Source organism: Stenotrophomonas thermophila (assembly GCF_001499715.1).
Taxonomy (GTDB): domain Bacteria; phylum Pseudomonadota; class Gammaproteobacteria; order Xanthomonadales; family Xanthomonadaceae; genus Stenotrophomonas; species Stenotrophomonas hibiscicola.
The window spans coordinates 1-21,947 of the sequence record NZ_CVIW01000030.1; the positions used below are offsets into that span (position 1 = coordinate 1).

18 protein-coding genes are annotated in these 21,947 nt (G+C 67.2%); 3 read left to right on the forward strand and 15 right to left on the reverse strand.

All coding sequences use genetic code 11. From position 1 onward, the window contains the following. Positions 1-85: 85 nt before the first annotated feature. Positions 86-436 (reverse strand): DUF1304 domain-containing protein, encoded by a 351-nt coding sequence (locus tag BN1263_RS13390; protein ID WP_058981774.1) that lies wholly within the window; start codon positions 434-436, stop codon positions 86-88. 30 nt (positions 437-466) lie between these two features. Beyond that, positions 467-1,795: an NTP/NDP exchange transporter gene (locus BN1263_RS13395; protein ID WP_058981776.1), complete on the reverse strand. Its 1,329-nt coding sequence runs from the start codon at positions 1,793-1,795 to the stop codon at positions 467-469. 284 nt (positions 1,796-2,079) lie between these two features. Between BN1263_RS13395 and BN1263_RS13400 the strand changes: the two genes are divergently transcribed. Then, positions 2,080-3,483, forward strand: a complete 1,404-nt coding sequence (locus BN1263_RS13400) for a serine hydrolase domain-containing protein (RefSeq protein ID WP_019660081.1) — start codon at positions 2,080-2,082, stop codon at positions 3,481-3,483. A 238-nt stretch (positions 3,484-3,721) separates the two neighbouring features. Here BN1263_RS13400 and BN1263_RS13405 read toward each other — a convergent pair whose 3' ends face one another. The 10 genes from BN1263_RS13405 to nudE form a co-directional block, all read right to left on the reverse strand. Further along, positions 3,722-4,204 carry a hypothetical protein gene (locus BN1263_RS13405; protein ID WP_058981778.1) on the reverse strand — a complete coding sequence of 161 codons (483 nt, stop codon included), beginning with the start codon at positions 4,202-4,204 and terminating at the stop codon, positions 3,722-3,724. Between the two features lie 774 nt (positions 4,205-4,978). After that, positions 4,979-5,374 (reverse strand): glycine cleavage system protein GcvH, encoded by a 396-nt coding sequence (gene gcvH / locus BN1263_RS13410; RefSeq protein ID WP_019660083.1) that lies wholly within the window; start codon positions 5,372-5,374, stop codon positions 4,979-4,981. Positions 5,375-5,467: 93 nt separating this feature from the next. Further along, positions 5,468-6,580 carry a glycine cleavage system aminomethyltransferase GcvT gene (gene gcvT, locus BN1263_RS13415; protein ID WP_058981780.1) on the reverse strand — a complete coding sequence of 371 codons (1,113 nt, stop codon included), beginning with the start codon at positions 6,578-6,580 and terminating at the stop codon, positions 5,468-5,470. A gap of 122 nt (positions 6,581-6,702) precedes the next feature. Then, the gene (locus BN1263_RS13420; protein ID WP_058981782.1) at positions 6,703-7,146 is read right to left on the reverse strand and encodes an NfeD family protein; all 444 of its coding nucleotides are present in this window, start codon (positions 7,144-7,146) and stop codon (positions 6,703-6,705) included. Between the two features lies 1 nt (position 7,147). Further along, positions 7,148-8,107, reverse strand: coding sequence for an SPFH domain-containing protein (locus tag BN1263_RS13425; protein WP_019660086.1), 960 nt, complete (start codon positions 8,105-8,107; stop codon positions 7,148-7,150). Between the two features lie 66 nt (positions 8,108-8,173). Beyond that, complete coding sequence (locus BN1263_RS13430) at positions 8,174-8,476, reverse strand: Mpo1-like protein (RefSeq protein ID WP_019660087.1); 303 nt, start codon at positions 8,474-8,476, stop codon at positions 8,174-8,176. Positions 8,477-8,601: 125 nt separating this feature from the next. Next, the gene (locus BN1263_RS13435; protein ID WP_058981784.1) at positions 8,602-8,931 is read right to left on the reverse strand and encodes a YnfA family protein; all 330 of its coding nucleotides are present in this window, start codon (positions 8,929-8,931) and stop codon (positions 8,602-8,604) included. Then, positions 8,928-9,767 carry a nucleoside triphosphate pyrophosphohydrolase gene (mazG, locus tag BN1263_RS13440; protein ID WP_021203305.1) on the reverse strand — a complete coding sequence of 280 codons (840 nt, stop codon included), beginning with the start codon at positions 9,765-9,767 and terminating at the stop codon, positions 8,928-8,930. Before mazG ends, BN1263_RS13435 begins: the two co-directional genes overlap by 4 nt. Positions 9,768-9,780: 13 nt before the next feature. Beyond that, positions 9,781-10,584: a 3'(2'),5'-bisphosphate nucleotidase CysQ gene (cysQ, locus tag BN1263_RS13445; RefSeq protein WP_058981787.1), complete on the reverse strand. Its 804-nt coding sequence runs from the start codon at positions 10,582-10,584 to the stop codon at positions 9,781-9,783. Next, a complete protein-coding gene (nudE, locus tag BN1263_RS13450; protein ID WP_058981788.1) occupies positions 10,581-11,144 on the reverse strand; it encodes an ADP compounds hydrolase NudE in 564 nt (187 codons plus the stop codon). Before nudE ends, cysQ begins: the two co-directional genes overlap by 4 nt. A gap of 77 nt (positions 11,145-11,221) precedes the next feature. Between nudE and bioA the strand changes: the two genes are divergently transcribed. Beyond that, positions 11,222-12,613, forward strand: coding sequence for an adenosylmethionine--8-amino-7-oxononanoate transaminase (bioA, locus tag BN1263_RS13455; RefSeq protein WP_058981791.1), 1,392 nt, complete (start codon positions 11,222-11,224; stop codon positions 12,611-12,613). Next, positions 12,604-13,341: a 16S rRNA (uracil(1498)-N(3))-methyltransferase gene (locus BN1263_RS13460; RefSeq protein ID WP_005414248.1), complete on the forward strand. Its 738-nt coding sequence runs from the start codon at positions 12,604-12,606 to the stop codon at positions 13,339-13,341. Before bioA ends, BN1263_RS13460 begins: the two co-directional genes overlap by 10 nt. Before the next feature lie 102 nt (positions 13,342-13,443). Here the strand turns inward: BN1263_RS13460 and BN1263_RS13465 are convergent, their stop codons facing one another. The 3 genes from BN1263_RS13465 to BN1263_RS13475 are packed head-to-tail and all read right to left on the reverse strand — an operon-like array spanning position 13,444 to position 21,912. After that, entirely contained in the window at positions 13,444-13,908 is a 465-nt protein-coding gene (locus BN1263_RS13465) for a chemotaxis protein CheW (protein WP_058981793.1), read from the reverse strand. Further along, positions 13,905-15,245, reverse strand: a complete 1,341-nt coding sequence (locus BN1263_RS13470) for a chemotaxis protein CheB (protein ID WP_019660094.1) — start codon at positions 15,243-15,245, stop codon at positions 13,905-13,907. Before BN1263_RS13470 ends, BN1263_RS13465 begins: the two co-directional genes overlap by 4 nt. Next, positions 15,232-21,912 carry an Hpt domain-containing protein gene (locus BN1263_RS13475; protein ID WP_058981795.1) on the reverse strand — a complete coding sequence of 2,227 codons (6,681 nt, stop codon included), beginning with the start codon at positions 21,910-21,912 and terminating at the stop codon, positions 15,232-15,234. The genes BN1263_RS13470 and BN1263_RS13475 overlap by 14 nt, the downstream gene beginning before the upstream one ends. Between the last annotated feature and the right edge of the window lie 35 nt (positions 21,913-21,947).

Sequence of the window (21,947 nt, forward strand, 5' to 3'; positions counted from 1 at the left end):
CCCCCGCGAACCCAACCCGCCCGGCCAAACCCCATGACGAGCTTTACGCGGCCAACCCACGAGGGGCTGCGCCGTTGGCTGGAAACTACACCAGCGCGCGAAACACCAACGCCAAAATCGCCGGCACCGCCTGGATCATGAAAATGCGGCGGCTCACGCTGTAGGCGCCATAGCACCCGGCCACCACCACGCAGGCCAGCGAGAACGTCACCAGCACCGGCTGCCCGATCACCAGCCCCACCACGATGCCTGCTGCCAGGAAGCCGTTGTACAGGCCCTGGTTGGCCGCCAGCACCCGCGTGGTCTCCGCCTTCTCCGGCGTGTTGCGGAAGGTCTTCAGGCCCAGCGGGCGGGTCCACAGGAACATCTCCAGCACCAGGAAGTACAGGTGCAGCACCGCGACCAGCACGGTCAGCAGCAGCGCGATCAGCGACATCGTTTCTCTCCTCGGGAAGACTGGGCCGCGTCAGCGGTCGCGCGGCAGTTTCTTTTCTTCGCGCAGCACGCCGAACGCGGCCAGGGTCATGAAGCCGGCCACCACCACGCCACCCATGAACACCACGTGCGAGCCGAACAGGGACAGCCCCTTGTGCAGCCACGCAAAGCTCAGGTCCGCGCCCCGGTAGACCACCGTGTCGATCGCTGCGCCGGCCTTATAGCGCCACTGGCGGTCCACGCGGGTGTAGATGGTTTCGCGCGCCGGCTTGGCCAGCGCGAATTCACTGGCGCGGGTCATCACCTGCACCACCGCGACCATCAGCGGCATCGGCGAGGCCGCCAGCACCGAGAAGCCGATCAGGATCGCGAAACCAGGAATCAGCAGCGCCGGCGCAATGCCATGCCGGGACAGCAGCCAGCGGGTCAGGGCGAGCTGCATCAGCAGCGCCAGTGCGTTCACCGCCAGGTCGATACGCGAGAAGAACGCGGTGGCGGCGCCTGCATCATTGAATGAGGCACGCACGATAGTGGCCTGCTGGTTGTACAAAAGGGTGCCAATGCCCACACCGAACAGCACCATGATCGCCAGCCAACGCAGCAGGGGTTCGCGAACGATCAGCTTGAGGCCGTCGAGCACACTACCGCCCATCGGTTTTTCTCCCGACACCAGCCGCTGCTCACGCTCGCGCAGCACCGCCCAGTGCCGCAAGCGCCAGATGCAGAACAGGCAGACCATCAGGAATCCGGTGGATACCAGCATCAGGTTGGCAATACCCACCCTCTGCACCAGCACACTGGTGATGAACGGCCCGAGGAAGGCACCGATGGTGCCGGCCGCGCCGATGTATCCGTAGAAGGCACGCGCCTGCGCGTTTGAAAAGACGTCGGCCATGAAGCTCCAGAACACCGCCACCGCGAACAGGTTGAAGACGCTGATCCAGAAGAAGAAGGCCATGCCGCGCCCCGGCACGTTGCTATCGAACAACGCATAGAAAACCAGCAGAGTGACGATGAAGAACCCATACACCGCCGGCAGGAACACCCGCCGCGGGAACCGGCTGACCAGCCAGCCGTACACCGGCTGCAGCACCAGCATGATCACGAACACGCAGGAAAACAGGAACTGCAGGACAAAGTCCTTCAACGCAATGCCGTGGCTGGCGAACCAGGCGATCAGCACTGGCGGGAACACCGTTTCCAGGTCCGCCGAGGCAGCCATCGCCTCACGCACCGGGCGCAGCACGTAGTAGCCACTGAGCAGGCAGAAGAAGTACAGGAACGACCACCACAGCGCCGGCGACTCACGCAGTGCCGCCGTCAGCCCACGCAGCGGCCCCTTGCCCTTCACCGCGCTCACGCGGCGTCCCTCGCCAGAAGACGGCGGTTGGACAGCGGCATGGCAGGCTCCGGGGCGGTGAAGCGCGTACGTTAGCCAATGCACTGCAACATCGCCAGCGTGACGCGCGCACCGATGGCCGCAACGTAGTGGCATGAGAGGCAGGAACGACACGTTCGGACACACTTCCAGAGCGTCAAAATGCCAACTTTTTCAACGAGATGCGCATTCATCTTCGCTTTGTTTGTGCACAGGGGAAAAGCGGCGCTAGAATCGCCATCAGCAGTCGCGCACGGGTCCAACCGATGAAAAAGAACAGCCTGCGTCGTCCGATCCGATCGGCGGCCACCGGTTTGCTGGGCATGTTGATGCCCGTTGCCTTGTCCACCACCGCGCAGACCCCGCCGGCGTTGCCGCCAATGCCGACCAACATCGAAACTGCTGCGGGTCCCACCGTCGCCCACACCCAGCCAGCGGCCTACCGCACCGGCCTGGTGCCCCGCGTGCAGGCCCCGGCGCCCGGCTTCAACGTCGCCAACATCGAATCGATGGCGCAGCAGCTCACCTATGGCGAACGCGTGCCGGGCATGGCGGTGGCGATCGTGCAGGGCGGCCGTATCCTCAGCGCGCGCGGCTATGGCGTCACCGACGTCAACAATCCGCTGCCAGTTGATGCGCACACCGTGTTCCGCCTGGCCTCGCTGTCCAAGGCCTTCGCCGGCACCATGGCCGGCCTGCTGGTCAACGACGGCACGCTGCGCTGGGACAGCAAGGTCACCGACTACGTGCCGGGTTTCCGCCTGAACTCGCCGGAAGCCACTGATCGCCTGACCGTGGCCGACGTGCTCAGCCATCGCGTCGGCCTGCCGTACAACGCCTACGACCGCGACATCGAAGGCAACGCCGAGTACTACGCGTTGACCCAGAAACTGGCCAACACCAGCCTGAAGTGCCTGCCGGGCGAGTGCTATGCCTACCAGAACGTGGCCTTCAGCCTGATCGGCGATGTCGTCTACGCGGCCTCCGGCAGCTTCTACGAGCAGTCGGTCGAGCGCCGTATCTTCAAGCCGCTGGGCATGAACGATGCCAGCCTCGGCCTGGCCGGCATCCAGGCCAGTTCGCGCTGGGCGCGTCCGCACGTGCGCAGCCGCAACGGCTGGGTCTCGCTGACGCCGAAGCCGACCTACTACCGGGTCGCCCCGGCGGCCGGCGTCAATGCCAGTGCCAGCGACATGGCGCAGTGGCTGCTCGCCCACACCGGCCACCGCCCCGACGTGCTGCCGGCACCGCTGCTGGCCACGCTGCATTCGAGCCTGATCAGCACCCCCGGCGAGATGCGTTCAGGCTGGCGCCGTGAGCGCCTGCATTCGGCGGGCTATGCCCTGGGCTGGCGCACCTTCGACTACGCCGGCCACGACGTGGTGTTCCATGCCGGTGCCGTACAGGGTTACCGCGGCCTGGTCGCGCTGGTGCCGGAACGCGATCTGGGCATCGCCATCATGTGGAACGGCGAAAGCAGCCTGCCCAGCGGCCTGCTGCCGACCGTGCTCGACTCCGCGCTCGGCCTGCCGGCGCAGCGCTGGCTGGACGTGGACACCGACTTCGGCAGCGACAACCTGATGGCCGAGGGCAGCAGCCCTGCGCAGCAGCAGGACAAGCGCAAGGGCAAGGGCGCCTCGAGCAACCGCGCGGTGGCTTCCCCGCGCTGATCCGGCGGGCTCGACCGTGAGCATCAAGGGCGGCCTGGGGGCCGCCCTTTTTGTTGTTTTGTAGGACCTGGCCATGCCCGGCCAGCTCGGAAGACAGGCCCCTGCTCCACAGATGCAGCGCGTCAAACGTCAGAAAGGCAGTCGGCCATGGCTCGGTGCTGGCAATGGCCCCATAAAAAACCCCCTCCCCGCTGGGCAGCCAGGGAAGGGGTTTCAGGATGCGGCTATCGGGAAGTACTTAGATCAGCGGTGCCGGGGTTGCCGGCAGAGCGACCGGAGCGGCCTTCTTCTTGCGGGCGGCCGGCTTGCGCTTGGCAACCTTCTTCGCTGCCTTCTTCGGGGCAGCCTTCTTGGTGGCCTTCTTCGCGGTCTTCTTCACTGCCTTCTTGGCGGTCTTCTTGACGGCCTTCTTGGCAGTTGCCTTCTTCGCGACCTTCTTGGCCGGCTTGCGGGCCGTTGCCTTCTTGGCAGTCTTCTTGGTGGCCTTCTTGGTGGCCTTCTTGGCAGTGGACTTCTTGGCGACCTTCTTCGCCGCCTTCTTCACTGCCTTCTTCGCAGTGGCCTTCTTGGCGACCTTCTTCGCAGCCTTCTTCACCGCCTTCTTGGCAGTCGCCTTCTTCGCGACCTTCTTCACTGCCTTCTTGGCAGCGGCCTTCTTCGCGACCTTCTTCACCGCTTTCTTGGCGGCGGGCTTTTTCTTCGCAGCTTTCTTGGTTGCCATGGGATGGCTCCTCGTCAGTGATAGGGAGTTGAAACGCCCAGGTGGATCAAACCCGCGGATGCTGCGTGCGGGGACCGCCGGCGCGTCAGGCGCGCCGTTACGGATGCGGCAATGCCAGCCTCGATCGGCGGAGCGGGCATCGGAACGGGAGTTGCCTTGCATTTCTCCGGGGGAAGCGGGGCCATGTCCACCGTCATCAAGGTCGCGGTGGTCTTGAAGGGGCTGCTTCGCATCGGACGATTGATTCTGCGCACTCGGTTGGGCAGGCAAGGTCTGCTGAGGCGAAACCTAATCACGGTTTTTTTTACTGTCAACAACCCCCGCGAAAAATTTTCACATCCGCGCCATCCATGGTGGTGCCTGCACGGTCGCCACGCTCCGCGCTCGACGACCGCCGAAGCGCCACGCACGCATGCTGCCTGCAGCAACAACCATGCAAGCGTTGAACAAAAAGTACTTGAAATAAGCACTCTGCGCAGATGCATGCACGTCGGTGGCCACTGCGTGCACACATCGCCAGCACCGGCTGCCGCTGGCACCAACGCCAGCACAACGGCGCCGCAACGGGGGGCAAAAAGTTTTCACATCCGAGTACGTCGGCGCGGGGCGGAAACGCGGATTTGCGCAAAACTGCGCACGCCGATCGGCACTGATTGTCAGTCCGCTGATGCCACGCCGAGGGTGCCAAGCGAACCGGCCGTCATGAGTCCGACGCACTCGCCAAAACGAAAACGGCCACCCGAAGGTGGCCGTTTCAGAATCCGCAAGCGCGACTCAGTGGTCGTCGCTCTCCAGGACTTCGGCGTACGCGTCCGGATCCAGCAGATCGTTGACCTCTTCGGCGTTGGCCAGTTCGACCACGAACATCCAGCCTTCGCCGTAGGCATCTTCGTTGATGGTTTCCGGCTTGTCGGACAGGGCCGAGTTGACCTCGACGACCTTGCCGCTGATCGGGCTGTAGACGTCCGAGGCGGCCTTCACCGACTCGACAACGGCGATCTGTTCGCCGGCCTTGGCCTCGGCGCCGACTTCGGGCAGTTCGACGTAGACCAGGTCACCCAGCAGGCCCTGGGCGTGGTCGGAAATACCGACGGTGACGCGGCCATTGCCTTCGACACGGGCCCACTCATGGGACTTGAGGAACTTGAGGTCGCCGGGGATCTCGCTCATGGGACTGCTCCAGAGATATGCAGGGGGTGGAAAAACGGGGCTAGTGTAACCAACCGGCCGCCACTGCTGTCAGTGACGACCGGCACGTTCGGATCAGGCGTCGGCGAGCACGCCGGGCTGGGCCTGGCCTTCGCGCACGAACGGGAACTTGACCACGCGTACCGGCACCTGCCGGCCGCGGATGTCGACGGTGACCTGGCCGAGTTCACCGGCCGGTACGCGGGCGAAGGCGATGCCCTTGGCCAGCGTCGGCGAGAAGGTGCCGGACAGGATCTCGCCCTCGCCGCTGGCCGTCGTCACTGCCTGGCCGTGGCGCAGCACGCCCTTTTCGTCCATCACCAGGCCGATCATCTGGCGCGCGGTGCCGGCAGCCTTCTGCGCTTCCAGCGCGCCGCGGCCGATGAAGTCGCGGCCTTCGTCCAGCGACACGGTCCAGGCCAATGCTGCCTCAAATGGGCTGATCTCTTCGTCCATGTCCTGGCCGTACAGGTTCATGCCGGCTTCCAGGCGCAGCGTGTCGCGCGCGCCGAGGCCTGCCGGCTTCACGCCTGCCGCCAGCAGGCGGTTCCAGAACGCGACCACGGCATCCTGCGGCAGCAGGATTTCGAAGCCGTCTTCGCCGGTGTAGCCGGTGCGGGCGACAAACAGCTCGACGCCATCGTCGGACTGCACCTGCAGGGCGGCGAAGCGGCCCAGCTTGGTCAGCGCGGCGCGGTCGGCTTCGCGGGCCAGGCTGATGACGATGTCGCGCGCCTGCGGCCCCTGCACGGCCAGGATGGCCAGGTCCGGACGCTGCTCGACGGACACGCCGAACGGTGCGGCCTGCTCACGCAGCCAGGCCAGATCCTTTTCGCGGGTCGAGGCATTGACCACCATGCGGAAGAAGTCGTCGCCCAGGTAGTAGACGATCAGGTCGTCGATGACGCCGCCACGGGGATTCAGCATGCACGAGTACAGTGCCTTGCCGGTGACCTTCAGCTTGTCGATCGAGTTGGCCAGCAGGCGGCGCAGGAACGGCTTGACCTGCTCACCACGCAGATCGACCACGGTCATGTGGCTGACGTCGAACACACCGGACTCACGGCGCACCAGGTGGTGCTCGTCCAGCTGCGAGCCGTAGTGGATGGGCATGTCCCAACCCCCGAAATCGACCATCTTGGCGCCAAGGGCGCGGTGGGTATCGTTGAGCAGCGTCTTCTGGGTCATGACCGGGTCCGGCAGCAGAGGAAACAAGAACCCCCATTATCCCAGATCGGTCACCCACAGGTCGCGCCGCAGCGCAGCGCCGGAGCCGAGCCCACGCGACGCCCGCACGAAGAGGCCCGGCTCTACAAGGAGCGGCCCGCAGCCTCAACCTGCAGCGTGCTGCCCTGTACCGCCAGCACCCGTACCCACGTACCCGCCGGCAGCTCCGGGCCGCTCACCGGCCAGGACGTGTCATCGATGCTGACCCGGCCCTGCCCGCTGACGATGCCCTGCTGCAAGGGCACCACCCGACCGACCAGCTGCTCGGCACGGCGGTTGAGCAACGGCGCATCGCTGGGCCGCGCCCTTTTCCTGCCCCAGCGCCGGTAGCACTGGATCGAGACCACGCTGAGCACGACGAAGGCAACGACCTGCCACAGCAACGGAATGCCGCTGAGCACCGCAACCAGGACGAACACGGCCGCTGCGCCAATGCCGATCCACAGCATGAACGCCCCGGGTGCCAACGCCTCTGCTGCGAACAGCAGCAGCGCCAACGCGCCCCAACCGACGACTTCCCAGCGCATGTCAGCCTCCGATCGGCGGTGGCCGCTTGCCTGCGGCCTTGGTGGTCTGGTCGCCCAGTGCCTGCTTGGCCAGTTCGGCCACGCCAGCGATCGAACCGATCACGCCGCTGGCCTCCATCGGCATCAGCACCAGCTTCTGGTTCGGCGAGCTGGCCAGTTCCTTGAACGCCTCGACGTACTTCTGGGCGACAAAGTAGTTGATCGCCTGCACGTCACCTTCGGCAATCGCCGCCGACACCATCTGGGTCGCCTTGGCTTCGGCCTCGGCCAGGCGCTCGCGGGCCTCCGCATCGCGGAACGCGGCTTCGCGACGGCCCTCAGCCTCCAGCACGGTAGCCTGCTTTTCGCCATCGGCGCGCAGGATCTCCGACTGGCGCGAACCCTCTGCCTCGAGGATCTGCGCGCGCTTCTCGCGCTCGGCCTTCATCTGCCGCGCCATCGCATCCAGCAGGTCGCGCGGCGGCTGGATGTCGCGGATCTCGATGCGGTTGACCTTCACGCCCCAGGGATTGGTGGCATGGTCGACCACGCTCAGCAGCTGGGCATTGATCACCTCGCGCTGGCTGAGCGATTCATCCAGGTCCATAGAGCCGATCACGGTACGGATGTTGGTCTGCACCAGGGCGATCATTGCCACTTCCAGATTCGCGACCTCGTAGGCGGCCTTGGCAGCGTCCAGGACCTGGAAGAACACCACGCCGTCCACGCGCACGGCGGCGTTGTCCTTGGTGATCACTTCCTGGCTGGGCACATCCAGCACCTGCTCCATCATGTTCACCTTGCGCCCCACCCCGTACACGATCGGGATCAGGAAATGCAGGCCCGGCGTCATGGTGTGCGTGTAGCGCCCGAAGCGCTCGACGGTCCATTCGAAGCCCTGGGGCACCATCCGTACCGCTTTGAACAGGATGACCACGGCCACGAAGGCCAGTACCACGGTAAAGAACATGGTCGGGAACATCTCGCTTTCCTTATCTGTGACGTCCAGGCCCCAGCATAGCGCGTGAAGGCCACATTCACAGCGGAACTACCAGGGCACGCGCCCGCGCAGGATGTCGGCGAACATCACCCAGTCGCCCATGAACGAGTACAGCGGATGCTGGAAGGTGGCCGGACGGTTCTTCTCGAAGAAGAAATGGCCGACCCAGGCGAATCCATAGCCGCAGGCCAGCGCAGCGAGCAACAGCATCGGCTGCCCGCGCAGGCCCGCTGCCATGACCAGCACCAGCACGCCGCAGCTGCCGATGAAGTGCAGCCGCCGCGAAACCGGGTGGCGGTGCTCGCTGAGATAGAACGGATAGAACTCGCGGAAGCTGGCGAAGCGGGACATGCGCGTGCTCCGGGAACCAGGGCCGCCACCATCATGCACCATCGCTGCCCTTGCAGCATCGAGCCATGCTCGGCTTGCGCGCGCCGGCGCAGTGGGAAGGAAGAGCGGCCGAGCATGGCTCGGCCCTACACCGATGAGGTGCGCGGACCGAACATGATCACCGCCATGCCTGCCAGGCACAGGGCGGCGCCGAACAGGTCCCAGCGGCTGGGGCGGATGCCATCGCCCAGCCACAGCCAGAACAGCGCAGTGCCGATGTAGACCCCACCGTAGGCCGCATAGACCCGCCCACTGGCGGTTGGATGCAGGGTCAGCAGCCAGGCGAACAGCGCCAGGCTGGCGGCCGCCGGCAGCAGCAGCCAGATGCTGCCGCCCTTGCGCAGCCACAGCCACGGCAGATAGCAGCCGACGATCTCGGCCAGCGCGGTCAGCAGGAACAGGCCGAGTGTCTTCACGCTTTCTCCGCTGCCTTGGCTTGCTGCCACAGCGCTTCCTGCGCATCCAGGTCCATCGCGGCCAGCGCTTCCCCCTGCGCGTCGGCCTGCGCTTCCATCGCACGGAAGCGACGTTCGAACTTGTGGTTGGCCCCGCGCAGCGCCGCACCCAGGTCGATGTCGGCATGGCGGGCCAGGTTGGCGCAGACGAACAGCAGGTCACCCAGCTCTTCCTGCAGGCGCGCCTTGTTGCCGGCGATATCCCCGCGCTCGAACTCCTCGCGCAGCTCCTGCAGTTCCTCGGCCGCCTTGTCCAGCACCGGCAGCGGACCTGGCCAGTCGAAACCGACCTTGGCCGCGCGCGACTGCAGCTTCACCGCACGTTGCCACTCCGGCAAGCCGCGCGAGATGCCGGCCAGTGCGGAGGTGTCCTGCTCGCCCTTGGCCGCACGCTCGGCACGCTTGATCGCCTCCCAGTTGCGCGTCACGCCGTGGGCATCGTCGACGCTCACCTCGGCGAACACGTGCGGGTGGCGGCGCTGCATCTTGTCGCTGATCGCGCGGGCCACGTCTGCGAAGGCGAAGCTGCCCTGCTCTTCGGCCATGCGCGCATGGAACACCACCTGCAGCAGCAGATCGCCCAGTTCATCGCAAAGATCATCGAGATCGCCGCGATCGATCGCATCGGCCACCTCGTAGGCTTCCTCGATGGTGTATGGCGCGATGGTTGCGAAGTTCTGCTCCAGGTCCCAAGGGCAGCCGCCCTGCGGGTCGCGCAGGCGCGCCATGATCGCCAGCAGGCGCTCCAGCTCATGGGTGGCGGCGCTGCCGGTGGTGGGAGTGTCGTGCGCGCTCATGCGGCCTCCAGGGTCAGTCGGACAACCAGTCGCGCCATGGCAGGCTGGTGTCACCAAGGGCAATGAAATCGCCGTTCAACAGGGTTTCGCGGCGGTTGTAACGGAACGGCTTGCCGGTCGCGGCCGACAGCACCGCGCCGCCGGCGGCGTGCAGCACGCACTGGCCGGCAGCGGTATCCCATTCGGAGGTCGGGCCCAGCCGCGGATAGACATCCAGGCCACCTTCGGCGATCCGGCAGAACTTCAGCGACGAGCCCTGCGCGATGGTCTCGATGCGGCCCATCCTTGCAAGCAGGGCCTCGGTTTCCGGTGAGCGGTGCGAGCGGCTGGCAGCAACCCGCAGCGGTGGGGTGGCCGGCGTGCGGATGCGCAGCACGGTGTCGTGCAGGCCCTGCCGGCGATAGGCCAACTCACCGCGCATGGCATGCCAGACGATGCCGGTCACCGGGGCCAGCACCACGCCGAAGGCCGGTGCGCCCTGGTAGATCAGCGCGATGTTGACACTGAACTCGCCGTTGCGCTTGACGAATTCACGGGTGCCGTCGAGCGGATCGACCAGCCAGTAAGCGCCCCAGTGGCGGCGCTGCTCCCAGGGCACCTGTGCCGATTCTTCGGACAGGATCGGCAGGTCCGGGGTCAGCTGCTGCAGGCCCTGTTCAATGACCTGGTTGGCCGCCAGGTCGGCACTGGTGACAGGGCTGCTGTCGTCCTTGATCCGCACATCGAAGCCATCGGCATAGACCTGCATGATGGCCCGTCCGGCGTCCTGGGCGATGGCGATGGCAGTCTCGCGCAGGTCCGTGGTCAGCTTGATCATCGCAGTCCCTGCAGCCACTGGCGGGCGATGAACAGTGCCGCCAGCGAGCGCCCCTCGGAAAAGTCCTCGCGCAGCATCAGCTGGTCCAGCTCGGCCAGCTTCCACGGGATGACTTCCAGTTCTTCCGGCTCGTCGCCGGCCAGCTTTTCCGGGTGCAGGTCGCGTGCCACCACCAACCACGACTGGTGGCTCATGTAGGTCGGGGCCAGAGTCATCGCGCGCAGCACATCGACCCGGCGCGCGCCGAAACCGGCCTCTTCCTTCAGCTCGCGGTCGGCGGCCTGCTCGGGGGTCTCGCCGGCATCGATCCGCCCCTTGACCAACCCCAGTTCATAGCGGTGCATGCCGGCAGCGTATTCACGTACCAGCAGTACGGTCTCGTCGTCGAGCATCGGCACCACCACCACTGCGCCATGACCTCGGCTGACCAGACGTTCGAACCGGCGGCGTTCGCCGTTGGAGAACTCCAGGTCCAGATGCTGCCGCTGGAAGGGGCCGTTCTCCTCATCGGTGATCCGATGGATGATCGGCAAGCGACGCCCGGCACGGTCATCGTTCATGCGGAATCTCCGCGGCGGCCGGCGCCTGCGCCGGTGCCGATAGAATGTGCAGGCAGCAACATGTTCATGAGCCCGAAATGCTAGCAGACCCAACCCCCTCCCCGCTGGCCCAGCACTGGCGGCAACGCGATCTGCAGGTGCTCTGGCACCCGTGCACGCAGATGCGCGAGCACCCGCATAGCCTGCCGCTGGTGCCGATCGCCCGTGGTGAAGGCGCATGGTTGATCGACCACGACGGCAATCGCTACCTGGACGCCGTCAGCAGTTGGTGGACCAACCTGTTCGGCCATGCCGAACCGCGCATCGGTGGTGCCATTGCCGCCCAGGCCAGGCAACTGGAACAGGTGATGCTTGCCGGCTTCGGCCATGAGCCAGCCATCAGCCTGGCCGAACGCCTGCTCGCACTGGCCCCACGCCAGCCTGGCCGCGAACCACTGGCCAAGGTGTTCTACGCCGACAACGGGTCCGCCGGCGTGGAAGTGGCGCTGAAGATGGCCTTCCAGTATTTCCAGAACCGAGGGGAACCGCAGCGCACGCGTTTCATCGCATTGGAGAACGGCTACCACGGCGAGACCCTCGGCGCGCTGGCGCTGGGAGACATCCCGCTGTATCGCCGCGTCTATGCGCCGCTGCTGGCCGAAGCGCTGTTCGCGCCCTCGCCCGATGCTTTCCTGGCTGAGCCCGGCCAGAGCCCGGCTGAGCGTGCACGGCAGGCCGCCGATGGCCTGGCCACGCTGTTCGACCAGCACCCGGGCGAGATCTGTGCGGTGATCCTGGAACCGCGCCTGCAGTGCGCCGGCGGCATGCGCATGCATGACCCGGTCTACCTGCAGCGGGTGCGCGAACTGTGTGATGCGCACGGCGCATTCATGATCGCCGACGAGATCGCCACCGGCTTCGGCCGCACCGGCACCCTGTTCGCCTGCGAGCAGGCCGGGGTGATGCCGGACCTGATGTGCCTGTCCAAGGGCCTGACCGGCGGCTTCCTGCCGCTTGCCACCGTGCTGGCCACGCAGGCGCTGTACGACGCCTTCCTCGACGACTCACGCGAGCGCGCCTTCCTGCATTCGCACAGCTATACCGGCAACCCGCTGGCCTGCGCGGCGGCATTGGCCACGCTGGACATCTTCCGCGACGACGATGTGATCGCCCGCAACCGTGGCATCGCCTCGTTGATGGGCACGCTGGCCGCACCGTTCAGCGACCATCCGCACGTGGCCGACGTGCGCCAGGCCGGCATGGTGGTGGCCTTCGAACTGTCGCGCGACGGCAACAAGCGTACGCCCTTCGACCCGGCCATGCGGCTGGGCCTGCATGCCTACAAGGCCGCGCTGAAACGTGGCGTGGTGCTGCGTCCGCTGGGCGACGTGCTGTACTGGATGCCACCCTACTGCGTGGACGACGAACAACTGGAGCTGCTGGCACATACCACGCTGGCGGCGATTGACGAGGCGATTGCATGCGTGTGACCCGCTGCCCCATCGACCTGGCGCTGCACAGCGGCCAGACCGTGACCCTGCCGGAAGAGACGGCCAACCATCTGGTGCGGGTGATGCGCCTGCGCGAGGGTGATACCTGCGTGCTGTTCAACGGCGATGGCCACGACTACAGCGCCACGCTGACTGCCGCCGGCAAGCGCGAGGTGCAGGTGCGCATCGATGCGGTGCAGGCGGTGGACAACGAATCGCCGCTGGCGATCACCCTGCTGCAGGGCATTGCCCGAGGCGAGAAGATGGACCTGATCCTGCAGAAGGCCACCGAGCTGGGCGTGAGCGCCATCGTTCCGGTGAATGCCGAGCGCACCGAAGTGAAGCTGGATGCCGCGCGCGCGGAGAAGCGCGTAGCGCACTGGAACAACGTGGTGACCTCGGCCTGCGGCCAGTCCGGGCGCGCGCGCATTCCGCAGGTTGGCTCGCCGGTGTCATTGGCGCAGGCGGCGGCGACGCTGCCGGCCGATACGCTGCGGCTGACCCTGGACCCGCACGGTGCCCATCGCCTGTCGACGCTCGACGCGGCGCCGACGGGCGGCATCGTGATCGCGATCGGTCCGGAAGGTGGCTGGTCGCCGCGCGACCGGGATCAGTTGGCAGCGGCAGGATTCCAGGGCCTGCAGCTGGGGCCACGCATCCTGCGTACCGAGACCGCCGGGCTGGCCGCGATTGCCGCATTGCAGGCGCGGCTGGGCGATCTGGGATAAGGCTGATTGGTGGTAGTGCCGGCCGCTGGCCGGCATCCAAGGGATCATGAGGTTGCCGGCCAGCGGCCGGCACTACCGGGAACCCGACCGGCGGATTGCCGATCAGGCCGCCAGCGAATCCAGGGCGGCTTCCAGTGCGTCCAGGTTCGGCAACAGCGCGCTCTGCTCACCCAGCAGCACGCGCATGTGCACGATCTGCGGCAGGGTTTCCTCGGACGCGTCGGCCAGCAGGCCGTCGCGCGGCACCGAGATCAGCTGCGGGAAGTTCTGCGTCAGCAGCGCGTAATACGGGCGCTGTGCGTTGCCGCTGAGGGCCTTCAGCACCACCACCTTGTTATGGCCGCCCACCGCTTCCTCGCCCAGCCCGGAAAGCCGCGCGAACGACACCAGTGGCACCTGCCAGCCATGCCACCCGATCTCGCCGACCAGCCAGCGCGGGGCGTTGGAGACCGGCTGCACCGGCACGCGCGACATCATTTCGGCCACGGTGGCATTGGGCAGCAGCACGCGTTCGTTGCCGGCCTGGATCAGGACGCCTCGGATTTCGTCATTGCTGGCATAGCTCATGGTGCGTCTCCGTTATCGTCTTCCACGCCCCAGCGCGAGGCGATGGCCTGCGCCAGTTCCTGTGGTTCACCGGCCACCATGCCAGCGGCGACCACTGCCGTGGCCGCGGCAGGGTCATAGCAGCCCTCGCCGACCTGCCCGGCCACCCACGCACCGGCGGCGGCCAGATCCAGTGCCGGCCCCACAAGCGCAAGGTCGGCGCCGCTGAGCAGGACCAGCGCGGTGTGCTCAGCCGGCAGCGCGGCAATCGAGATCCCTTGCGCGTCGCTGACGAAATGCAGGCCGTCGCTGGCTGCCTGCACGCCGATGTCATCGGCCAGCACGTGCACTTCACCGGGTGTTGCACGCTGGCCGACTTCGGCCAGCTGCACCGGCAGCGGCGACACGCGCGCCATCTGCTTGACCAGGTTTCCGTAGCGGCCACCGTCCAATCGCATATGCACCAGCACCGGAACGCTCAGCGATGCAGGCAGCGCGCCCAGCAGGCGACGCAGTGCATCCGGGCCGCCGATGCCGGCCAGCACCAGCAACGATCCGGCGCGTGCGCCCACGGGCGCACCAGCATCCAGATCGACCAGGCTCAGATGGCCGGTATCGAAGGAAGGCAGCGGTGCCTCCGGCGCGGCGTGTTGCGAAGCGGCTGCCGGAACGTCGGCCACGTCATCGACCAGCGACCATGCGGTGTGGTCGAAGGAGATCGGCGGAATGGGCGGTGCTGCGGGCGCGATCGCCGCCAGCGATGGCGGTTCGGGGGCCTCCAGCGGCTCAGGCACGACCGGCTGCAGCGCCGCCAGCGCCTGTTCCAGCGCAATCGGTTCGTGCAGCTGCGCAGGCGGCGAGTACAGGCTGTCAGCGGGGACCTCGTCGGCCCAGCTCGATGCCTGGTCCAGGTGCGCCTGCAGCGCTTCTTCCTGCGGTGCCGGTGGCGGTGCCGGATGGCCCGGCGCCAGTTGCAGGCTGGGTTCTTCTTCGGCCCCCGGCGGCAACACCTGCTGATGGCCATGCAGCTTCGCGGCCAGATGACGGCCCCAGCGCTGGGCCTCCCAGCCATCACGACGTGCGGCCAGTTCGGCCTCGTCGAAGACCAGGGTCAGGCCCGGTGCGGACAACACCGTTTCCAGGCGCTCCAATGCGTCCTCAATGGCGGTCTCCAGCGCAATCACCACGACCTGAGGTCGGGCGTCGTGCAGCAGCTGCGGCTCAAGGCTGTTCGGGTCGTCTTCCAGCACCAGCTGCACATCCGCATGCGACAGTGCCTCGCGCAGGCGCTCGCGCGCCGCGCCGGGACGGGCCAGCAGGGCAACGGCCGGAGCCGCCTGGGTTTCACTCACGGACACGGGCGATCCCCAACAGGTCGTACACTTTACGCATCAGGTCCAGTTCCTGGTACGGCTTGCCCAGATAACGCTGGACACCGATCTCGAAGGCGCGCTGGCGGTGCTTGTCACCGCTGCGCGAAGTGATCATCACGATCGGCACGTCCCTGTAGCGCGGGTCGGCACGCATCGCGGTAGCCAGCTCGTAGCCATCCATGCGCGGCATCTCGATGTCCAGCAGCATCAGGTCCGGCACTCGCTCTTCCAGTCGCTCCAGTGCTTCCACGCCGTCGCGCGCAACGCTGACCTCGAAGTTGTGGCGTTCGAGGATGCGGCCGGTGACCTTGCGCATGGTCAGCGAGTCGTCGACCACCATCACCAGCGGCACCTGGCGCTCCTGGCGCGGCGCATTGGCCAGTACCGGCAGCGTCGGGTTGGCCAGGAAACGGCGCACCAGCGGCGCCACGTCCAGGATCACCACCACGCGGCCGTCGCCGGTGATGGTGGCGCCGTAGATCCCCGGCACCGACGCGATCTGCAGGCCGACCGGCTTGACCACGATTTCGCGGTTGCCCAGCACCTGGTCGATCGCGACGGCGGCACGCAGGTCACCGGCACGGACCAGCAGCAGTGGCACCTGCTCCTGGCCGTCGGCACGCGCCGGGGCCTGGCCGACCAGGCTGCCAAGGTCGTACAGCGGATAGTCTTCGCCGCTGTAGCGGTAGCTGCTGTCGGCAGCCTCGAAGCGCTCGCGCGACAGGCGGCCGATACCACTGACCGAGGCCACCGGCACTGCGAAGGTGGTTTCGCCGATCTGCACGAACACCGCCTGGGTGACGGCCAGCGTCTGCGGCAGGCGCAGGGTGAAGCGCACGCCCTGGCCCCGCACTGACTGGATATCGACCGAGCCACCCAGCTGGCGCACTTCGTTGCGCACCACGTCCATGCCCACGCCACGGCCGGCCAGCTGGCTGACCTGGTCGGCGGTGGTGAAGCCTGACGCGAAGATGAGGTTGTCCAGTTCCTGTTCGTTCGGCTGGGCATCGGCAGCCAGCAGGCCGCGGTCGATGGCGCGGCGGCGGATCGCTTCGCGGTCCAGGCCGGCGCCGTCATCGGCCACTTCCAGGACGATTTCCGAGCCTTCGCGGTGCAGGCGGATGGCGATCTCGCCCTCCTCCGGCTTGCCGGCGGCGCGGCGCTGTTCCGGCGCTTCCAGGCCATGGGCCACGGAGTTGCGCAGCATGTGTTCCAGCGGCGCGACCATGCGGTCGAGGACGTTGCGGTCCAGTTCGCCGTGGGTGCCTTCCAGGGTCAGGTGGACCTGCTTGCCGGTATCCATGCCGGCCTGGCGGACCACGCGGCGCAGGCGCGGCACCAGGCCATCGAACGGCACCATGCGCGCGCGCATCAGGCCATCCTGCAGTTCGGAGCTGACGCGCGACTGCTGCTGCAGCAGCGAATCGTACTGGCGCGACAGATCGTCCAGCACGCCCTGCAGGCCGCCAAGGTCGGCGGCGGACTCGTTCAGCGCACGGCTGAGCTGCTGCAGGGTGGAGAAGCGATCCAGTTCCAGCGGATCGAACTTCTGGTCGGCCTGGTCCTGCTCGCGCTGGTAGCGGGCGACGATCTGCGCCTCGGTTTCCAGGTCGAGGCGGCGCAGCTGGTCGCGCAGTCGCGCATTGGTGCGCTCCAGTTCGCCCATCGCGCCGCGGAAGGCGCCGAGCTGCTGTTCCAGCCGCGAGCGGTAGATCGCCACTTCACCGGCATGGTTGACCAGGCGGTCGAGCAGGTCGGCGCGCACGCGCACCTGTTCCTGCTGCGGACGTGCCAGGGGGTCTTCATCGACCGTACCCTCGGCCGGCAGCGGTGCCGACAGCGGCGCGTCGACAAGCGGCGTCAGCGTGGCCGCAGCCTGCGCCGGCACGGTCTCGGCCTCGCTGGCTGCACGCGCGGCCGTGGCGGCTGCGGCAATATCGTTGGTGGTGCGAACCTCGAAGGCCTCCACCAGATCCAGCGCCGGCTCCACCACGCGGTGAGTGCCGGTACGGGTGAGCAGCTGGTGCAGGCGGTCAAAGCCGCGTTCCAGCAGCTGCACGTCGCGGCGCTCGATTTCGGTACGGCCAGCGGCCACCGCTTCCAGCAGCGATTCGATGCTGTGGCCGAGGTCGCCGATGGCATTGATACCGGCCATGCGTGCGCCCCCCTTGAGGGTGTGCAGGTCACGCTGCAGGCCGGCCAGCACCTCGCGATCCTGCGGTGCATCACGCAGCTCGCTGATCAGGCCATCACAGTGGTCGAGCAGGTCCCTGCCTTCCTCGACAAAGATGTCGACCAGCTCGCGGTCGTACACGCTGAAGTCAAGCGCATCGGCATCGGCACCGTCTTCAGCATCCGCCGCAACAGGCGCCTGCTCAACATCCGGCGCAGGGGGCTCGATGTCGGCCGCTGCGATCTCCGCGCCGGCACCGGTGTTGATCGTGCCCTGGCCCGGCGCCTCTTCCATTTCGAAGAACCGCACCGGAGCACCACTGCCAACGCGTGCCTCTGCGCTGAACGCCTCAATCACCGTCGCCGGGGACGGCTGATCGGCGCTCTCTCCTTCACCGACCGCCGCCTCCCCGCCGACGTCCGCATCCTCGGCAAAGGCATCTGCCTCGCCCGGCGCGAGTTCGCTGGCCTGGAGGCCGATCACGGGCCATTGCCCGTCGTCGTCCAGGGTCCGCTCTTGCTCGATCACGTGCAGGCCGGCCTCGAGCGCGGCTGCCAGCGTGACCGGTTCTGCGAAACCCGGCACAGCCATTTCATCCTGCAGGCTCGACAGCTCGCTGTCGAGTGGCAATGCAGCAGCGTCGTCAATGACGCTGTCATCGCCGCTGCCCGAATCAAAGGACAAGGACGTATTCAGGTCGATCGCGTCAACTTCCGCAGACACCGGCAGCTCTTCCGCGTCGCGGTCGTCGACCGGCAGCGCACTGGCGTCGAGGTACGGCGACAGATCGTCGGCCATGGTCAGATCAGCGTCGTCGACGGTCTCGATCGTGGGCGCGGCAGCTGCGTCGGCCCCTTCGACAACAGGCGCACTCTCCACCGGCTGGATCGATTCAATCGCGCCGGTGTGCGCCACTGCGGGTTCATCTTCTCCCTGCACCGTCGGCCAGCCGGCATCGAAGTAACGCGAAAGGTCGTCGCTGGCGGTCAACTCGCCGACTTCCAGGCCGCTTTCGGCGGCGACGTCCGGCGTCCTGAGGTCGGGCGCAGATGGAACCGGTTCCAGCGCATCTCCGGCAAGCGGCTCGGCAATGAGATCAGGAGCCGCATCGGAAGCAACGGGCATGCTGGTTTCGTCCAGCGCGTCCAGGCCGGCCAGCGGCGCTTCGGCTTCGGATGCCTGCTCGACATCTGGCGCCGGTTCGGTGCCCTCTTCATCCTCGTCTTCCGACGCGAACAGCGGCCAGCGCGCTTCCGGCAGCTCGCCAGCCAATGCCTGCAGCCGCTGCACCAGCGCATCCTGCGGCGCAATGCGCGGGTGTTCGGCCTGCAGCGCCTCCATGGTCGCGGTGATCGCCTGCGCAGCTGCGTCCAGCGCGGCGACCCCCTCGTCGCCAGGTACCACATCGGCGGCCAGAGCCCGCTTGATGTAGGACTCGGCGCCGCCGGTAACGGCGGTGATTTCCGGCACTTCGGTCATCGCGAAGGCGCCGTTCATGGTGTGAACCGCACGCAGCAGTGCGTCGCTGACCGGCTGCGGTGCCTGCTGTGCCGAGCGCAGCCACTCCTGCAGGGTCGCCTGGTGGACTTCGACCTCGGCCTCGAGGATCTCGCGCAGCACGCTGTCGATGTTGGCCGGGGTCCCGGCGTCTTCGGCCTGCGCCGACGCAGCGGCCTCGGCGTCCAGCAGGCGGCTGATTTCGTCTTCGCCTTCGGACTCGGCCAGTGTCGCCGCCGGTGCGGCCGCAGCCGGCAACGGCACGTAGAAGGTCTCCTCGCCGGCGCCGACCCGGTCGGCGATGGCCTGCATTGCCTGCAGGTCTACGCTGATGCGCTGGCCATGGCGCAGCGCGGCATTCAACTGCGGCAGTGCGGCGTGCGCATTGTCGACCATTGCCAGCACGGCCGGCGTGGCCGGCCGGCTGCCATCGAGCACGCGGTTGAGCATGCCCTCGATCTTCCAGGCGAACTCCCCCAGGGTGCGCGCGCCGACCAGTCGGCCACTGCCCTTGAGGGTGTGGAAGATGCGGCGGATCGGCCGCAGCCGGTCCATGTTGTCCAGCTGCGTGCGCCATGCCGGCAGCAGCGTGCCAAGGTTGGCCAGTTCGTCGTCGAACTCTTCCAGGAACACCTCGCGGATGTCCTCGTCGATGTTCTCGGCATCGTCGTCGAAGCCGGCCTCGAAGCCGGCCTCGGTCCCAGCCACGACCGGGATGTCCGCAGCGGGCGGAGCCGCCATGGCCTGCGGATTGAAGTCGGCCGCCGCGGCGCTCAGCTCGGCAAAGAACTGTGCGTCGGCTTCGCTGAAATCGATCGGTGCGATGGTGTCGATATCAATCACCGACACCGCCGGTGCCGGTGCATCGGAGGCCGGCGTCAGCACCTCGGCCATCGGCGCGGCCGCGTGCTCCGGCACATCCGCCGCAACGGCGTCGACTTCGGCAACCACGGGGCTTTCGTCCAACGGCTGGGGCGTGGCGTCATCGACGGTCTCCAGCGACGGATGCAGTCCGGCGTCGTCGTCCAGCGACAGCGTCTCCATGGCGTGCAGCGACAGCACGTCGTCGGCGTTATCCAGCGCATCGGCGTCGAAACGGAACACCACGTCGTCACGGGCAGCAACCACATCGTGCTCGGCAGCCACCGGGTCGAACACCGGCGCTGCAAAGCCAGTGGTGTCAAAGGGTACCGACGCGTCGACGTCGTGCTCGACATCCGCCACTGCCACATCAGCCGATACCGGTGGTGTCGCCTCCGACAGCGTCCATTGCGGCACCGATTCCATTCCGGTTTCGGCGCGTTCGAAGCTGACCGGATCGAAACTGGCGAAGGTCGGGCTGCGTTCGTCTTCGGCACTCGCGGCCGGATCGGCGTCCGGATGGAACGGCGCGAGATCCCACTGCGGCACCTCGGGCGCAGGCGCGCTGGAGGCGGCGAAGACCAGCGCCGCCTCGCGGTCGTCATGCAGCGACAGCGGTGTGGATGCAAGGTTCCCCAGCGCACCGAACATCAGGCGGTTGTCCAGCACCTCCGGTGCAGGCGTGGCCGGTGGTGGATCAAAGGTGAAGTCCGGCAAGGGCACCGGCACAGTGCCGGCGGCGGGCGCGGCTGGCTGAACCTGAATCTCGATGCGCTCCGGCTGCAAAGGCTCGGCCTGCAGCGCGACCGGCTCCCGGTCCACCAGCAGCGATGCGAACGGAACCGGCGCGGCGGCAACCGGTTCCACCGCGTTGCGGTCCGGCAGCGGCCAATAGCGCAGCGCTTCAAGGCTGCTGCGGGTGATGTCGAGGATGTCCTCGCGGCCCGGACGGCGGTCGCGCAGGGCTTCCAGGTAGTACTCCAGGCTGGCCATGGCATCGGCCAGGGTGTCCAGCTGGCGGCCACTGGGCACGCGCTGGCGACCGATCAGCTCGGCCTCGATGTACTGCTGTACGCCACGCAGGTAGTCTGCGGCGGTGCCCAGATCGAGCATGCGCAGCGCACCGGATACATCACCCAGCAGGCGCGGCACATCCTGCAGCTCGGCATGGTTCCAGCTGGTTTCGATGAACGCGACGAAATGCTCGCGGGCGGCGGCGAAGTTGGCGATGGCTTCATGCGCCAGCACCTCCACCGTGCGGCGGTTCTCAACCGCGCTCGGATCGTCCTCGCCACTGCCGCCAGCGCCCAGATGGGCGACCTGGTCGTCCAGCGAGGCGTCCACGTAGAGCAGTGCCCCGGCGATATCCAGCAGCAGGTTCTCATCGATCTGCTGGCGCCCTTCCACCACCCCACGCAGTGCGTCACGCTGCTGCACGACCACGCTGCGGGCCACGCCCAGGCCCATCATGCCCAGCGTATCGGCCACCGCCCCGAGCTCGTTGGCCTGGGTCTGCAGCTGTTCCGGAGCACCGCCGGTGCGCAGGTGCAGGTCCAGCGCATCCTTGATGCGCAGCAGTTCTTCCTTCACCGCACTGCCGACCGTGTCCAGCAACTCGCGGTTGCGCCCGCTCAGGCTGCCGCGGGCATGGTCCAGCTCGGCCTCGGTGGCGGTGACGCTGTCCGGTGCGAATGCCAGCAGCACGCTGTCATGCACGCCTTCTTCGCCACGCGCGGCACGGATCTCGTTGAGCAGCGGCATCAGCACGATCGGAATATCGCGATGCCCGTTCTGCAGGCGCTCCAGATAATCGGGCAGCAGCACGCTGCCACGCATCAGGGTCGCGCAGGCTTCATCCCGATCGGCCACGCCGTCGGCCCCGATGGCATTGGCCAGTTGTTCCAGTTCCTCGGCCACCATCGCCGGTGCATACAGCTCGACCATGCGCAGGGTGCCCTGCACCTGGTGCAGGTAGCCGGCGCAGATGCGCATGCGGCTGGCATCGCTCGGGTCTTCGGCGTAGTACTCGACCTCGTTGCGCACCTGGCGCAGGGTCTCGTCCAGCTCGGGCTTGACCCAGCCCAGCGCTGCGTGGCTCATCGCATCGCGCAGACTGCTCATGGACGCGCTCCGTTCGCCGCCGCGCGGTGGCCGCG

Coding starts and splice junctions, on each gene's coding strand:
- BN1263_RS13460 (WP_005414248.1), top strand. CDS start 12,604: ATGCGTGTGACCCGCTGCCCCATCGACCTGGCGCTGCACAGCGGCCAG.
- gcvH (WP_019660083.1), bottom strand. CDS start 5,374: ATGAGCGAGATCCCCGGCGACCTCAAGTTCCTCAAGTCCCATGAGTGG.
- BN1263_RS13390 (WP_058981774.1), bottom strand. CDS start 436: ATGTCGCTGATCGCGCTGCTGCTGACCGTGCTGGTCGCGGTGCTGCAC.
- cysQ (WP_058981787.1), bottom strand. CDS start 10,584: ATGATCAAGCTGACCACGGACCTGCGCGAGACTGCCATCGCCATCGCC.
- BN1263_RS13425 (WP_019660086.1), bottom strand. CDS start 8,107: ATGTTCCCGACCATGTTCTTTACCGTGGTACTGGCCTTCGTGGCCGTG.
- BN1263_RS13420 (WP_058981782.1), bottom strand. CDS start 7,146: ATGCGCTGGGAAGTCGTCGGTTGGGGCGCGTTGGCGCTGCTGCTGTTC.
- nudE (WP_058981788.1), bottom strand. CDS start 11,144: ATGAACGATGACCGTGCCGGGCGTCGCTTGCCGATCATCCATCGGATC.
- BN1263_RS13400 (WP_019660081.1), top strand. CDS start 2,080: ATGAAAAAGAACAGCCTGCGTCGTCCGATCCGATCGGCGGCCACCGGT.
- bioA (WP_058981791.1), top strand. CDS start 11,222: ATGCTAGCAGACCCAACCCCCTCCCCGCTGGCCCAGCACTGGCGGCAA.
- mazG (WP_021203305.1), bottom strand. CDS start 9,767: ATGAGCGCGCACGACACTCCCACCACCGGCAGCGCCGCCACCCATGAG.
- gcvT (WP_058981780.1), bottom strand. CDS start 6,580: ATGACCCAGAAGACGCTGCTCAACGATACCCACCGCGCCCTTGGCGCC.
- BN1263_RS13465 (WP_058981793.1), bottom strand. CDS start 13,908: ATGAGCTATGCCAGCAATGACGAAATCCGAGGCGTCCTGATCCAGGCC.
- BN1263_RS13475 (WP_058981795.1), bottom strand. CDS start 21,912: ATGAGCAGTCTGCGCGATGCGATGAGCCACGCAGCGCTGGGCTGGGTC.
- BN1263_RS13430 (WP_019660087.1), bottom strand. CDS start 8,476: ATGTCCCGCTTCGCCAGCTTCCGCGAGTTCTATCCGTTCTATCTCAGC.
- BN1263_RS13405 (WP_058981778.1), bottom strand. CDS start 4,204: ATGGCAACCAAGAAAGCTGCGAAGAAAAAGCCCGCCGCCAAGAAAGCG.